At 53.0% G+C, this 14,833-nt stretch carries 13 protein-coding genes and 1 other annotated feature; of the genes, 9 read left to right on the top strand and 4 right to left on the bottom strand.

Translation table 11 applies throughout. The annotated features are described in order from the left end of the window. The first annotated feature begins 2 nt into the window (after positions 1–2). The 6 genes from ACOTZB_RS13830 to ACOTZB_RS13805 all read left to right on the top strand — a co-directional run bounded on the left by ACOTZB_RS13830 (position 3) and on the right by ACOTZB_RS13805 (position 7,078). The gene (locus ACOTZB_RS13830; RefSeq protein ID WP_421627462.1) at positions 3–1,946 is read left to right on the top strand and encodes a phage tail protein; all 1,944 of its coding nucleotides are present in this window, start codon (positions 3–5) and stop codon (positions 1,944–1,946) included. Further along, on the top strand, positions 1,946–2,554 hold the full coding sequence (locus tag ACOTZB_RS13825) for a tail fiber assembly protein (protein WP_421627460.1): 609 nt from the start codon (positions 1,946–1,948) through the stop codon (positions 2,552–2,554). The genes ACOTZB_RS13830 and ACOTZB_RS13825 overlap by 1 nt, the downstream gene beginning before the upstream one ends. After that, positions 2,544–3,266, top strand: coding sequence for a hypothetical protein (locus ACOTZB_RS13820; protein ID WP_421627459.1), 723 nt, complete (start codon positions 2,544–2,546; stop codon positions 3,264–3,266). The genes ACOTZB_RS13825 and ACOTZB_RS13820 overlap by 11 nt, the downstream gene beginning before the upstream one ends. Next, positions 3,238–3,777, top strand: a complete 540-nt coding sequence (locus ACOTZB_RS13815; protein WP_032638393.1) for a hypothetical protein — start codon at positions 3,238–3,240, stop codon at positions 3,775–3,777. The genes ACOTZB_RS13820 and ACOTZB_RS13815 overlap by 29 nt, the downstream gene beginning before the upstream one ends. A 3-nt stretch (positions 3,778–3,780) precedes the next feature. Next, complete coding sequence (locus tag ACOTZB_RS13810; protein WP_421627458.1) at positions 3,781–5,505, top strand: hypothetical protein; 1,725 nt, start codon at positions 3,781–3,783, stop codon at positions 5,503–5,505. Positions 5,506–6,205: 700 nt separating this feature from the next. Beyond that, positions 6,206–7,078, top strand: coding sequence for an SMP-30/gluconolactonase/LRE family protein (locus ACOTZB_RS13805; RefSeq protein WP_193805810.1), 873 nt, complete (start codon positions 6,206–6,208; stop codon positions 7,076–7,078). On the opposite strand, the gene pheA is transcribed toward ACOTZB_RS13805, so the two are convergent. The 4 genes from pheA to bamD all read right to left on the bottom strand — a co-directional run bounded on the left by pheA (position 7,075) and on the right by bamD (position 9,849). Next, complete coding sequence (gene pheA / locus ACOTZB_RS13800) at positions 7,075–8,235, bottom strand: bifunctional chorismate mutase/prephenate dehydratase (protein WP_421627455.1); 1,161 nt, start codon at positions 8,233–8,235, stop codon at positions 7,075–7,077. The genes ACOTZB_RS13805 and pheA overlap by 4 nt on opposite strands. 30 nt (positions 8,236–8,265) lie before the next feature. Then, positions 8,266–8,391, bottom strand: a sequence feature (Phe leader region). Next, the gene (gene pheL, locus ACOTZB_RS13795; protein ID WP_100249759.1) at positions 8,343–8,390 is read right to left on the bottom strand and encodes a pheA operon leader peptide PheL; all 48 of its coding nucleotides are present in this window, start codon (positions 8,388–8,390) and stop codon (positions 8,343–8,345) included. (Overlaps the previous feature by 48 nt.) A gap of 110 nt (positions 8,392–8,501) precedes the next feature. Further along, a complete protein-coding gene (gene raiA / locus ACOTZB_RS13790) occupies positions 8,502–8,843 on the bottom strand; it encodes a ribosome-associated translation inhibitor RaiA (RefSeq protein ID WP_008502470.1) in 342 nt (113 codons plus the stop codon). A 268-nt stretch (positions 8,844–9,111) separates the two neighbouring features. Beyond that, the gene (gene bamD, locus ACOTZB_RS13785) at positions 9,112–9,849 is read right to left on the bottom strand and encodes an outer membrane protein assembly factor BamD (RefSeq protein ID WP_023308867.1); all 738 of its coding nucleotides are present in this window, start codon (positions 9,847–9,849) and stop codon (positions 9,112–9,114) included. A gap of 131 nt (positions 9,850–9,980) precedes the next feature. Here bamD and rluD point away from each other — a divergent pair, with 131 nt between their 5' ends. The 3 genes from rluD (at position 9,981) to clpB (ending at position 14,392) form a co-directional block, all read left to right on the top strand. Then, on the top strand, positions 9,981–10,961 hold the full coding sequence (gene rluD / locus ACOTZB_RS13780; RefSeq protein WP_023308866.1) for a 23S rRNA pseudouridine(1911/1915/1917) synthase RluD: 981 nt from the start codon (positions 9,981–9,983) through the stop codon (positions 10,959–10,961). Continuing rightward, the gene (gene yfiH, locus ACOTZB_RS13775) at positions 10,958–11,689 is read left to right on the top strand and encodes a purine nucleoside phosphorylase YfiH (protein WP_421627452.1); all 732 of its coding nucleotides are present in this window, start codon (positions 10,958–10,960) and stop codon (positions 11,687–11,689) included. The genes rluD and yfiH overlap by 4 nt, the downstream gene beginning before the upstream one ends. A 129-nt stretch (positions 11,690–11,818) precedes the next feature. Beyond that, positions 11,819–14,392: an ATP-dependent chaperone ClpB gene (clpB, locus tag ACOTZB_RS13770; protein ID WP_023308864.1), complete on the top strand. Its 2,574-nt coding sequence runs from the start codon at positions 11,819–11,821 to the stop codon at positions 14,390–14,392. Positions 14,393–14,833: the final 441 nt, after the last annotated feature.

Here is a 14,833-nt window from a genome sequence, read left to right as displayed (position 1 = left end):
TTATGGCTCAGACAGTCATTACAAAAGCGTTCACAGAGTGGAAAGCCCAACAGGCAATTGATAATCAGCCGGTTAATCTGGATGAATTTATTTTCGCCTATATTCCCGATCTGGATGTGACAAAGCCGGTTGAGAATACAGAGGGGTTGCCACCTGCCGATAAAATCGTCCATCGCCAGGCGGTGAGCAAATCAGGCGTGGTTAATGCGAATTCCGTTGTGTATTCCGTCACTCTGGGTGCGGACGTCGGCGACTTTAATTTCAACTGGATCGGTCTGGCGAACAAAGCAACCGGTGCGCTGGCGATGATTATTCACGCCCCTACCCAGAGCAAAATTAAGAACGCCAGCGGGCAACAAGGTAACGTCCTGGTCCGTTCCATGCTTATGGAGTATAGCGGGGCTGAGTCGGCAACCAATATCACCACGCCAGCAGAAACCTGGCAGATTGACTTTACCGCACGACTGGCGGCAATTGACGAACGTCAGCGCCGGGAGAATATCGATCTTTATGGTATGGCGGCATTTTTTGATAGCGGTTATCTGGTCGCCAAAAGTGGCGCACAATATTACGTAACAAAAGGTGCGGGCTACGTTGCCGGGCTACGTGCAGAACTGGCCGAGAATCAGAACATCACCGTTTCGGCCAGGCCGGTAAAGGTCTGGCTGGATGTGTCCTGGTCGGGAACGCTGACAAGCGAATGGGCTGTAAAGAGCAAAATTACTGTGGCTGCGAGTCATGCCGATTATGTGGAAAACGGTAGCCAGCATTATGTGTTTGCCGTGGCGAGCATCGACGCAAGCGGCAATATTACCGATCTGCGCCCGAAAGGCTCCCTTAACGACCAGTCAATCAAAGAGCATGAAAAATCACGAAATCACCCTGACGCGACCACTACCGAAAAGGGATTTACAAAGCTAAGTAGCGCAGTCGATAGCGAATCAGAAACGGAAGCCGCAACACCGAAAGCGGTAAAAGCTGCTAATGACAACGCAAATGGCCGCGTGCCGTCAGGGCGGAAGGTTAACGGGCGAGCGCTGACAGAAGATATCAATATCACTTCGCAGGACATTTTTAATGGTCAGGCCGTGCTGATTGGGAATGCTGCCGATCTGAATAGCTTTACTACACCGGGATTATATTACCAGTCATCCAATGCGCAGGCGCAAGCTGGAACTAACTATCCCGAAACGGTGGCAGGGTCGCTTGAAGTTTACAAACATGCAGGTGTTACGCAGGTATATCGGATTTATGCTGATTCACGCTCATATATCCGGATTTTTTATAATGGCGCATGGACACCCTGGGCAAAACAGTATGACTCAGCCAATAAACCTACACCGTCAGATATTGGTGCGGTGTCAGCGAATGGAGGTGATTATAACGCCACATTCAAGCTGGGAAGAGTTGAAACCTTGCCTACAGAATCAAATATGTCTGCCCTTTATAATGTACGGGCAGGTGATGGTGGGGTTGTGTCAGGTGTTGAATTTAACTGGTACGGTCAAAAATTTACAGTCGGCATCACCCGCGACGGAAGCACCGGCACAAACGGTTTAGTATTTCAGCACAACGGATATACGCGCCTAAGAATAGATAAGAATGGTAATTTAATATCTTCCGGTGCAATTTCCGCAGGTGACAAATTGGTAGCTGGCGCTGGCGTTTTCGATACTCCGGGTGTGCGGGTTTATTCTTCGAACAACCCCCCAAATTTAAGCGCTTATGCAACAACATCATGGACTATCGCTAACTTCCTGCAAGGGGGGCTTAGGCTGGCATCAGCAGGAGTCGCCACAAACGGAAATAATGATAACGAATTTGCGTATGCGCCTAACGGAACGGTAGTTACTGCTGTGCAGCAAAAAACGAATTACACGGCGGTACAATATCGTTCTCTTCAATATAACATCGGCGGAAACTGGTACACAGCATGGGTGGCTTAATGACGAAGCAATCTGGAGTGTTTAAAAAATATGACCCATTAGATAAGTGGGGGAAATACACCCCGGCGAAGGTAGCCAAACTATCACCGGAGGAACTCGAATTATATTACGTTGCAAAATCGCCAGAGGTGAATATTGTTTTCCTGAAAGATGATAACGGCAATGACTGGTATTTGTGGCTTAAAACGCTTTCACAGGAAACGCTAAAGGTATCATTTAACCCTGACACGAAAGAAATTATCCATTTCTCTTATGATGCAAGCGCGATTTTCCCGATTAATCAGATTGTCGTTGAAGTCGCGCCGGAGAGTGTACCGGATGAATTTACCGCAGCGGGCGAGAAAGCATTAGGCGGCGCATTTCTTTTTGATGGTGGGGAGATCATTGCCGCGCCTATTGATTATGAGGCAGAGGCAGAACGTAAAAAGCTGGAGTTATTAAACCAGGCGAATAACGTGATTGCCACGCTTCAGGATGCCGTTGATCTGGGTATGGCGACCAATAAAGAGGAAAAAAACCTGCCGGAGTGGAGAAAATACCGCGTTTTATTAAACCGGGTTGATACCACCAGGCCCGAATGGCCGGAGCCTCCCGAAGATGTGGCGTGATTCAGTTATTAAAATTGCCGACGATATGGCGGGGTTGAGTTGCTCAATCATCCCGGCGCATCCGTGGGTTTATGGTCTGGGTCAGTCGGCAGATTCAGGGGGGTATCTGAGTCCGGCTAATGCCCTGGGCTATCTGGCGGGGAAGCTGGCAACCAGCAGCGGGAGCGGTGACGTTATCGTGATGATGATTGCCGAAAATACCCATGATGGATTTATGAAAGCCCTGAACGGGCTTGCCACGGTATTTCCTGCGCCCGCATTTACCCAGGTTAGCCGCATGGCGGCTGCGGCGGCCGAACTTAGCACGGTTAAAATGCAACTGCCGTCGAAATCCAGTTCGCTGCCGGTCGCCGCGCCGCTGTCCGTCGCGACAAACCGCCTTGCGGTGAACGCGCAGCGGGTTGCCACCGCGCAGCTAGCTGCCGCTGTCAGCACGACAACCGAAGGGCTGAAAAAACAAATTGCCGAATTCGTCCAGGCGCGTGCTGGCCTGCTTTCTTCGGTTAGTCAGTCGCTTGAAGACCTGAAAGGGGCCAGCGCGAAAGCCTGGTCATTCAGTTACACCGGCAATCACAGAATGGCGGCTATTGAATTGCTAAAAGACATACCGCAGGCAACCGCCGTGCATACAGCGGCAATGATGTTTATCGGTGATTCGCTTGCAGATTTGGGGAAGATGATTAATGAGCCAGACCGCACTACTCGCGCTTAATGGTGAAGGGATCGCGATGCAAAACATGCTGGTTTCCCCTTCTATGCAATTTCAGGAAAAAGACCAGTCAGGCCAGACATCGAGCACGACCAATTCCGAACAGGGCATCAAAGCCAAAGAATTGCGCGTGTCGGGCCTGGTGACGTTTGACGACGAGGCAGTTTTACAGCGCCTTTTCCAGTTGGCATCCGCTACAGAGGCCAGCGGAGCCTTGAAAACTTATCGCGTCGCCAATGCCACGGCAACCGCAATCAACTTCCGCGAAGCCACCTTTACCGGTCAGATTGATGCCGTTCCCCAGGAAGACCGCCTCGCCTGGCAGGTCAGTTTCACGCTGCGGGAAAAAAACAGCGTGCCGGAAAAACGCCAGGCACGAAAAGGCAACGCAACCGCCAGCACGAAGCAAACAGGCGCGGGGGGTAAAGGTGGCGCAGCGGCAGATGAACCAGCCGACAAAATGAGCTGGTTTGAAGAAAAAGTCCTGAAACCCGTCAATGATGCGCTGGGGTAAAGCATGAAACCAATTAAACGCCTTTTCCTGTCCAGTGACCCGGTCCACATGGTGGACTGCAATATCGTGCTTGAGCAAAACGCCTGCGGGCGTGGATTCATCACGGCCAGCACTGAAATGGATTACACCGGCAAATTGGTTCGGGTCGATGTGGGTTATGACGGGCTGGTCCTGCGCTGGTTCACCGGCTATGTTGAGCGGTCGCAGCCTGCTGATAATGGAGCCTGCCGGTTGTTCGTGCGTGAGCTTGTCGGGGTGTTCGATAAGCTGTGGCCGTGTTCGTTCCAGCACCCAACGTTACGCCAGATCACTGACTGGTTAACGGAGCAAAGCGGGTTAACCGTGGCACCGCCTGCCGGTGCGGCTTATGCGGATAAACCTATCCCGCACTTTACCCACAGCGGAACCGGCTATCAGCTATTAGCCAGCCTGGGGCGGGCTTTCTCAATCAAAGATTATGTCTGGTATCAGTTGCCGGACGGGGCCGTCTTTACCGGCGCAGCAGAGCATAGCCTTTTTGCCGGTAAGCCAGTGGAGATCCCACACGAATTTAGCCAGGCATCCGCAGCCGGTAATTCAATGGTTGTGCCGATGATCCAGAGCCTGCGCCCCGGTGTTGAGGTCAACGGCCAGCGCTTAAGCCAGGTTCAGCTTAACAATGACGATATGACAATCACCTGGTTGCCACGCAATAAGGCAACCGGCAAGCCACTGCAAAAATCACCGATTCAGCGCCAGATAGAAAGCGTATACCCGGAACTGGCTTCCGGGCTGCATTTGCCAAAACTCGCCAGGGTAGAAGCGCCAAGCGAAGACGTTTCAGGGGGTAACATCGCGGACCCATTCCGGCCCCGTTACGCTGTGGATCTGCAACTGCTGGATGAAGACGGCAACGCGGCGGCCAACACGCCGGTTTATTCCGCTGTGCCGCTGCCGGTTCCAATGGCCGGGAGTGAATCGGGAATGTTTCAGTTTCCGCCGCCTGGCACGCTGGTTGAGATTGGTTTCGTGGAGGGCCGACAGGATAAACCGTTTATTCGTCAGATCATGCCGCAGGGGCATAACCTGCCAGCGGTTAAGCCTGGCGAACAGTTACAGCAACAGCGCGATGGGGTATCACAGCGCGTTACCGTTGCCGGTGACTGGGTGCGCCAGACCGACCAGGCGATAAGCGAAACATCCATGACGCGGGAAGTGACCGCAGATGATGAAAAGCGAAAGCTGGTTGCCCGTGAAACAACAGTCCAGGCCACGGATAAAACAACCGTGCTGGGAACGGCCACACTTCTGGCCGGTGCGGTTGTGCATGTAAGCGAGGGTGATTACAGCGTCGGCACGTCTGGCAACCTGACGGTGACTTGCAGCAAAGACAATTCTGTCAGTGTGGGCCAGAACGTAAAACGCGATGTAGGCGGCAAGCTGGAAGACAACATCCAGGGTAACGCCGACGTCACTATCGGCGGAGCGCTTAACGAGAAAATCGCAGGCATTAAAAAAAGCGTTGCCGCAGCGCAGCAGTTGATCGGGGATTCCGTTAAGCTGGGCAGCGAGGAAACCAACGTCCTGACGTTGCTGACAGACACCCTGGACGTTGTCCGCGAACTGGCGCAGTTATGTGCGACCCATACGCACCCCAACACGGGAGCCAGCGGGCAGGCATCGCAGTTCACCGGAACCGCCGAAAAAACCAACGCTTTGAAAGCTAAATACAGCCCCCTTATTGCCTGACAAAACGCAGGCGAAAACCATCACGTCACCAGACGCCACAGAACGCCCCACAGCAAGCGCAGAAACATAAGGCCGACACCGTTCGGCCTTTTTTGCGTTCGTTTAACCACGCCCCAGAGACGAAGCGACAGAGCGCAGACGGAAGCGGATCCGAGACGGAAACGGCGCTACACCGCACCCGCCTGCGGTATTTGGATCATAAAAATTTTGCAAAAGAATTTTTGCGCAAAGCAACCCGTCAGCCCGCGCCACCGCTGGGCTTCTGCGGTCTGCTGGCGTTTGCACACCGCGCAAGGATTTGCAGCGCTTTGCAAAAGTTGCCGACCAGTCAGCGCCTAACCGATTGGTTAACATGATGTTTTTAAAAGGATCGTTTTACTTTCCGTCACGATCAAATGTGAGCGGCGGTTGTCTGGTTTTTTAAAAGGTAATGCGGTCAGGCCATGCACGGCGCTGGCTGGCGGACTGTTGGGGATAATTTAGTTTTTGCAAAACGCTGCGACTTTTACCCATCAAAACGATCTGCAAATGAGATGTAAAAAACCCCGCAGAAAAGCGGGGTTTGGTGTGCGTCCGTGGACGCTTTTTTTCGATGTGTGGACGACGTGTGGACATCGTAAGAAACAAATCCTTTTGTTTCATGGGATTGCGTCTAAAATTAAAACAGCAATGCTGGCTTTTTTTATTTTGGGGAACTGTCATGGCTGAACCGCAGCTGCTGTTGAATTACACCGGGCATTTGCCTGAATGCCCGACGTGGAGCGCAGAAGAGCACGCGCTCTACTGGGCCGATATTCTGGAAGGGGAGATCCACCGCTACCATCTGCCAACGGAAGAACACACTGTGCTTTCTTTCCATGAAGAGGTGGGCTGTTTCGCGCTGCGGGAGCGCGGCGGGTTTATCGTCGCCATGCGTAATGGCATCTGGCTTGCCGATAAGCATGGCCTCCTGCAGCGCAAGGTGTGCGATAACCCCTCTAACCCACAGCTCGCACGCTTTAACGACGGCGGCACCGATTCTCTGGGACGATTCTACGCGGGCACGTTTTGGGGGCCGGGAGATTACAACGGTGCCCTGCTGATGCGCATCGACAACGACCTGACGCCGAAAGTGATCCAGTGTGATATTCACGGCCACAACGGCTTAGCGTTTAGCCCGGATAAGCAGTGGATGTTTACTTCAGATACGCCAAATGGCGTTATTTACCGTACGCCGCTTGATGAGCAGGGCGAACCCGGCAGGCGTGAGGTGTTTCGTCAGTTTAAAGAGGGCGAAGGGATACCGGACGGCGCGGCGATGGATGTGGAAGGCTGCTACTGGAGCGCGCTGTTTGACGGCTGGCGTATTGCGCGTTTTTCTCCGCAAGGGGAACAGCTGGAAGAATATCGCATGCCGGTACGTTGCCCGACGATGGTCTGTTTTGGCGGCGATGACATGAAAACGCTGTTTATTACCACCACGCGGGAAAATATGGATGCGGACGAGGTGGCGAAGTATCCGCTCTCCGGCGCCATCTTCACCCTGCCGGTGAACGTGGCAGGGATGAAGAAAAGCCGCTTTATCGAACGTTAGGTTGGATCGACCGGGACGACGTTTTCGCTCGGATAGCAGCCCAGCACCTTCATGGAGCGCGTGATCTCGCCCAGTTCGCGCAGGGCCTTCTGCATGGAAGCAGACTCCAGGTTGGCCTGGATATCAAGATAAAACATCTCTTCCCACGGGTTACCGTGGATAGGGCGTGATTCCAGTTTGGTCATGATCAGGTTGTGGTTACGCAGTACCAGCAGGGCTTCAACCAGCGCACCGGCCTGTTGGCCGGTCGCCATCAGCAGCGTGGTTTTGGCCGGCACCTGGTCTGATACATTGATTGCCTTGCGGGCCAGCACCACGAAGCGGGTGATATTTTGCGTCTGGTTCGCCAGGTTGCGTTCCAGCACCTGTAAACCATACAGCGCCCCGCCCGCTTCGCTGCCGAGAGCAGCGACGGTTGGGTAGTTAGCCTGCGCCACTTTTTCCATCGCCGCCGAGGTGCTTTCGGTGTACTCAATTTTCCAGCTCGGATAGCGGTTCAGGAACTGGCTGCACTGCTGGAACGGCTGTGGATGACTGTAAACCGTTTCGATCTTGCTCAGGTCGGTTGATCCGGAGACCAGCACGCAGTGATCGATTGGGATCGTCAGCTCGCCAACCAGCGACAGGCTGGTGTGTTGCAGCAAATCGTAAACGTCGTTGATGGCGCCGGAGCTGGTGTTTTCAATCGGTACGACGGCGTAATCCGCCTGGCCGGTCTCAACCTGATTAAATATGTCGGCAAACTTCGCGCAGCCGCTCTCAATAAATTCTTCGAAATGGCGTGCGGCATACTGACGTGCGGCCAGGTGAGAATAAGATCCTTTCGGACCGAGGAAGGCGATACGCGCAGAGTGTGGATTGGTTTTGTTCAGATGCTGCTGGAGCAGCGCTTGCTGGGTGAGAACGGAGTCTTCAATGATGAGCTGGAATAACCGGGTAATGTAGTGGGCATCGAGGTGATGCGCTTTGCCGAGCTGAATAAGACGTTCCAGCAGATCCCGCTCGCGGTCAATATCACGGACCGGACGATGGGAATCCAGCTTGGCTTTGCCCACTTCAACGGCAAGCGCGCGGCGTTCGGCCAGCAGCGCCAGCAGTTTCTCATCCAGCGCGCTGATTTTTACTCGCAGATCCAGTAACGGGTTTTCCGGTGTCATAGTGTTGTCGGTCTCATTTTATCGTTATCAATAAAAAAGGCCCCCCGGTGTGGGAGGCCTTGTTGTTCGTCTTCGCATTCTTTATCACACGACGAAACGCCTCCCGTTCAGGGGAAGGTAAAAAAGAATGCGAAGAAGAACGGCGTAAGTTTCATGAAGTCATCCTGTGATTGATACCGTTAAAGTACCCGTACTGTTTTCACCCTGTCAATAAAAAACAAAAAACGCGCCCGGAGGCGCGTTGGCGGTACACTCAATTTAAAGGATTACTCTTCTTCAACTTCTTCCGCGAAGCTGGCGTCTTTCACCGACGTCGTGGCGCGACGGGCTTCACCTTTGTGTTGCACTTTATTGAGCTGCCGTTCCAGCTTGTTGATCAAATCGTTAATTGCGGTGTACATATCCTCGTGTTTTGCGCTGGCGACCAGATGGCCGTTTGGAGTATTGATAGTTGCGTCAGCGATGAAACCCTGCGGCTCCTTGGACAGGATGATATGTGGATTAATCAAATGAGTTTGCCATTTATCCAGTTTGGCGAGACGGTCTGCGACGTGCTGGCGGATTGCCGGAGTAATTTCCATTTGTTTACTGGTAATGTTCATTGTCATAAATTTTACCTCTTGTCTTTCCGTCTTGGTGATTCCAGCATACCCGACCTAATGTCAAAATGTGTGATTTAGATCACGTTATTTTGTCGGTTTTTGTCAGGGAATCTTTTTTGTGAGGCAGGGCAGGAAGAGGTGAGATTTACCTTGTCGAAGGAAAAAATTGGGGCCATAGTTGACTGGATGTGTTGGGGCTTAAGCGCTTCAGCGACGCGCTAAAATGAATAAAAAAACGGCAGCCTTCGGGCTGCCGTTTTGCATTGAGGCAAGATCAGGTGTTGCTGCTGTTCGCGGCGATGATTTTCGCCACTTTTTCAGCCTGAGCGGTCATCTGCATCTGACGATAGGCATTTTCCATCAGCTTCAGGCCGTCGCGCGTTGCCTGAGTATCCGGGTAATCACGCAGCATACCTTCTACGCGGTTAACCACGGCAACCCATGCGCCGCGGCGGGTATAGTATTCCGCTACGGAGTATTCATATTTTGCCAGACGATCTTTCAGGAACACCAGACGTTTGGTGGCGTCGGTCACGTACTGGCTGTTCGGATAGCCGCGCACCAGCTTGGAGAAGTCATTGAAGGCATCACGCGCATGCTGCGGGTCACGGTCGGAACGATCCACGCCGAAGAAGCCCTGCAGCGCACTGTCGTCCAGCGCCATGTTGGTGAGGCCGCGCATGTACATCACGTAGTCGATGTTAGGATGAGTCGGGTTCAGACGCATGAAACGATCGATAGTTGCCTGAGCCAGCGGCAGGTCGGCATTTTTATAGTATGCGTAGATGAGATCTAACTGTACCTGCTGCGAATATGGACCAAATGGATAGCGATTATCCAACGCTTCCAGTTGCGTTATCGCCTGTTTCCAGTTACCGTCCTGCAACTTTTGTTGTGCAGTCGCATAGATTTCATTCGGCGGATTGTCAGGGACCTGTTCATTTGAACCGGAGCAGCCCACCAAAGCCAGGCTCAACGTGGCCGCTGCCACCAGATATTTCATGCGCGTCATGACGTTTTGACTTTCCTCAAATGTTTGTCCGGGAGAAACTCTGTTCCTGCTCCCGATTAAGACCAGCTACAATAGCACACTATATTAAACGGCAAAGCCGTAAAACCCAACGTTAAACGAAGAAGCAGTTTATGGCACAACGAGTAGAACTCACCGCAACAGTCTCCGAAAATCAGCTCGGTCAACGCTTAGATCAGGCTTTGGCCGAATTGTTCCCTGATTATTCGCGTTCACGCATAAAAGAATGGATCCTTGACCAGCGCGTGCTGGTAAACGGCAAGATCTGGGACAAACCAAAAGAGAAAGTGTTAGGTGGGGAAGCTGTCGCCATCAATGCTGAAATCGAAGAGGAAATCCGCTTCGAGCCGCAGGATATCCCACTGGACATCGTCTATGAAGATGATGACATTCTGGTGATCAACAAGCCGCGCGACCTGGTTGTACATCCGGGCGCGGGGAACCCTGATGGTACGGTACTTAACGCACTTCTCCATTATTATCCGCCGATCGCGGATGTCCCGCGCGCGGGCATCGTGCACCGTCTGGATAAAGACACCACCGGTTTGATGGTAGTGGCGAAGACCGTTCCAGCTCAGACCCGTCTGGTGGAATCGCTGCAGCTGCGCGAAATCACCCGCGAGTATGAAGCGGTAGCCATTGGGCATATGACCTCTGGCGGAACGGTGGAAGAGCCAATCAGCCGTCACCCAACCAAACGTACCCATATGTCGGTGCATCCGATGGGTAAACCGGCGGTGACGCACTATCGCATTATGGAGCACTTCCGTATTCATACGCGCCTGCGTCTGCGTCTGGAAACCGGACGTACTCACCAGATCCGTGTGCATATGGCCCACATTACCCATCCGCTGGTGGGGGATCAGGTCTACGGGGGCCGCCCGCGTCCGCCTAAAGGCGCATCGGATGAGTTCATCAGCGTATTGCGTAAATTCGATCGTCAGGCGCTGCACGCGACCATGCTGCGTCTTTACCACCCTATCACCGGTATTCAGATGGAGTGGCATGCGCCTATCCCGCAGGATATGGTGGATCTTATCGACGCCATGCGTGCTGATTTCGAAGAACATAAGGATCAAGTGGACTGGTTATGACCAAACTGATTGTCCCGGAGTGGCCATTGCCTGAAGGCGTGGCTGCCTGCAGTTCAACCCGTATTGGCGGTGTTAGTCAGGGCGCGTGGGAGTCTTTGAACCTCGGTGCGCACTGTGGCGACAGCCTGGAACACGTTGAAGAGAACCGCAGACGTTTGTTTGCTGCGGGGAACTTGCCGTCGAAACCGGTCTGGCTGGAACAGGTTCATGGTAACGCGGTGCTGAAGTTGACGGGAGAACCCTATGCTTCTAAACGCGCAGATGCCTCTTACAGTAATACTCCGGGAAACGTTTGTGCCGCGATGACCGCCGATTGTCTGCCGGTTCTGTTTTGTAACCGTGCGGGTACCGAGGTGGCAGCAGCACACGCGGGCTGGCGTGGTCTGTGTGAAGGCGTGCTCGAAGAGACCGTCGCCTGTTTCAAAGATTCCCCTGACAATATAATTGCCTGGCTTGGCCCGGCAATTGGTCCTCAGGCATTTGAGGTGGGCCCGGAGGTTCGTGAAGCGTTTATGGAGAAAGATCCGCAAGCCGTTAATGCCTTCAAACCCGTTGGAGAAAAATATCTGGCCAATATTTATCAACTTGCCCGTCAGCGCCTGAATAACGTCGGCGTGACGCAGATCTTCGGCGGCGATCGCTGCACATTCACCGAAAAGGGTGATTTTTTCTCCTATCGTCGCGACAAGACCACGGGGCGTATGGCAAGTTTCATTTGGCTGATATAACCTAAAGAATCAAGACGATCCGGTACGTGCCGTTTTCTTTTCACATAATTCAGGTCATTAACCTTGAATAATTGAGGGATGACCTCATTTAATCTCCAGTAGCAAATTTGACCTGTTATGGGAGGAGTTATGCGTCTGGATCGTCTTACCAATAAATTCCAGCTTGCTCTCGCCGATGCCCAGTCCCTCGCACTGGGGCACGACAACCAATTTATCGAACCTCTTCATTTAATGAGCGCCTTGCTGAATCAGGAAGGGGGATCGGTACGTCCTTTATTAACGTCCGCTGGCATTAATGCTGGCCAGTTACGCACCGCTATCGATCAGGCGCTGAGCCGTTTACCGCAGGTAGAAGGTACCGGCGGCGACGTTCAGCCTTCTCAGGATCTGGTGCGCGTGCTTAACCTTTGCGACAAGCTGGCGCAAAAACGTGGGGACAACTTTATTTCGTCAGAGCTGTTTGTTCTGGCGGCGCTTGAATCACGCGGTACCTTGACCGACCTGCTGAAATCTGCCGGTGCGACCACCGCCAATGTGACTCAGGCGATTGAGAAAATGCGCGGAGGTGAAAGCGTGAACGATCAGGGAGCCGAAGACCAACGTCAGGCTTTGAAGAAATTTACGGTCGATCTGACCGAGCGTGCTGAACAGGGCAAACTTGACCCGGTTATCGGCCGTGACGAAGAAATCCGGCGTACGATTCAGGTACTGCAGCGTCGTACCAAAAACAACCCGGTGCTGATTGGTGAACCGGGTGTCGGTAAAACCGCTATTGTTGAAGGGCTGGCGCAGCGTATCGTCAACGGGGAAGTGCCGGAAGGCCTGAAAGGTCGCCGCGTACTGGCGCTGGATATGGGCGCGCTGGTGGCCGGTGCGAAATACCGCGGCGAGTTTGAAGAGCGCCTCAAAGGCGTGCTTAACGATCTGGCGAAGCAGGAAGGCAACGTTATCCTGTTTATCGATGAGCTGCACACCATGGTTGGTGCAGGTAAAGCCGACGGCGCGATGGATGCCGGGAACATGCTGAAACCTGCTCTGGCACGCGGTGAACTTCACTGCGTCGGTGCCACCACGCTCGACGAGTACCGTCAGTACATTGAGAAAGATGCTGCGCTGGAACGTCGTTTCCAGAAAGTGTTTGTTGCTGAGCCAAGCGTTGAAGATACCATCGCGATCCTGCGTGGTCTGAAAGAGCGCTATGAACTGCACCACCACGTGCAGATCACTGACCCGGCCATCGTTGCGGCGGCAACGCTTTCGCACCGTTATATTGCTGACCGTCAGCTGCCGGATAAGGCGATCGACCTGATTGATGAAGCGGCGTCGAGCATTCGTATGCAGATTGACTCGAAGCCGGAAGAGCTGGACAGACTCGATCGACGCATCATTCAGCTCAAGCTGGAACAGCAGGCGCTGAAGAAAGAGTCTGATGAAGCCAGTAAGAAACGCCTGGATATGCTCAATGAAGAACTGGACGATAAAGAGCGCCAGTATTCTGAGCTGGAAGAAGAGTGGAAAGCCGAGAAAGCATCCCTTTCCGGTACGCAGACCATCAAAGCTGAACTCGAACAGGCAAAAATTGCCATTGAGCAGGCTCGCCGTGTCGGCGATCTGGCGCGGATGTCTGAACTGCAGTACGGCAAAATTCCTGAGCTGGAAAAACAGCTTGAGATAGCGACGCAGTCAGAAGGGAAAACGATGCGTCTGTTACGTAATAAAGTGACGGATGCAGAAATCGCGGAAGTGCTTGCTCGCTGGACCGGTATTCCGGTGGCGCGCATGCTGGAAGGCGAGCGTGAAAAACTGCTGCGCATGGAGCAGGATCTCCATAATCGGGTGATTGGCCAGAACGAAGCGGTTGAGGCGGTTTCCAACGCCATTCGCCGTAGCCGTGCAGGGCTGTCGGATCCAAACCGCCCGATTGGTTCGTTCCTGTTCCTGGGGCCAACCGGCGTCGGTAAGACCGAGCTGTGTAAAGCGCTGGCTAACTTTATGTTCGACAGCGACGATGCGATGGTGCGTATCGATATGTCCGAGTTTATGGAGAAACACTCTGTTTCGCGTCTGGTTGGTGCGCCTCCGGGATACGTCGGTTATGAAGAAGGTGGTTATCTGACGGAAGCGGTTCGCCGTCGCCCTTATTCCGTCATCCTGCTGGATGAAGTGGAAAAAGCGCACCCGGATGTGTTCAACATTCTGCTTCAGGTCCTGGACGATGGTCGTCTGACAGACGGGCAGGGGAGAACGGTCGACTTCCGTAATACGGTTGTAATCATGACCTCGAACCTGGGTTCCGATCTGATTCAGGAACGTTTCGGTGAACTGGACTATAGCCATATGAAGGATCTGGTGCTCGGTGTCGTCAGCCATAACTTCCGTCCGGAGTTCATCAACCGTATTGATGAAGTGGTGGTGTTCCATCCTCTGGGTGAGAAACACATTGCGTCGATTGCGCAGATACAGCTGCAGCGTCTTTACAAACGTCTGGAAGAGCGTGGGTATGAAATTCATATCTCCGACGAGGCGCTGAAGCTGTTGAGCGAAAATGGTTACGACCCGGTGTACGGTGCGCGTCCATTGAAACGTGCTATCCAGCAGCAGATCGAAAACCCGCTGGCGCAGCAGATCCTCTCCGGAGAGTTGATTCCGGGCAAAGTTATCCGTCTGGAAGCCAACGACGATCGGATTGTGGCAGTGCAGTAAGTCACAAAACGCAAAAACGAGCCGCTTGCGGCTCGTTTTTGTTTAAAAACCAGGCGAAAATTGAGGTCTGGAGTAAATATTGCCTGGAAAGTGAGCGGTCAGTAAATAATTTTCACTTTACCCTTGCGGCTTCGGAATAACTCCCTATAATGCGCCTCCACTGACACGGAGCAACGGCACACACGCCGCCGGGTCAGCAGAGAAAAGCGAAAATATACGCTTGACTCTGAAGCGGGAAAGCGTAATATGCACACCCCGCGCCGCAGCGAAAAGCGAAGCGGCACTGCTCTTTAACAATTTATCAGACAATCTGTGTGGGCACTCAAAGTGACATGGATTCTTAACGTCCCCGGACGAAAAATGAATACCAAGTCTCTGAGTGAACATACGTAATTCATTACGAAGTTTAATTCACGAGCATCAAACTTAAATTGAAGAGTT

It is taken from the genome of Enterobacter cloacae complex sp. SHL020, assembly GCF_049236945.1.
Classification (GTDB): Bacteria; Pseudomonadota; Gammaproteobacteria; order Enterobacterales; family Enterobacteriaceae; genus Enterobacter; species Enterobacter dykesii.
This window is presented reverse-complemented; position numbering and strand designations above follow the sequence as displayed.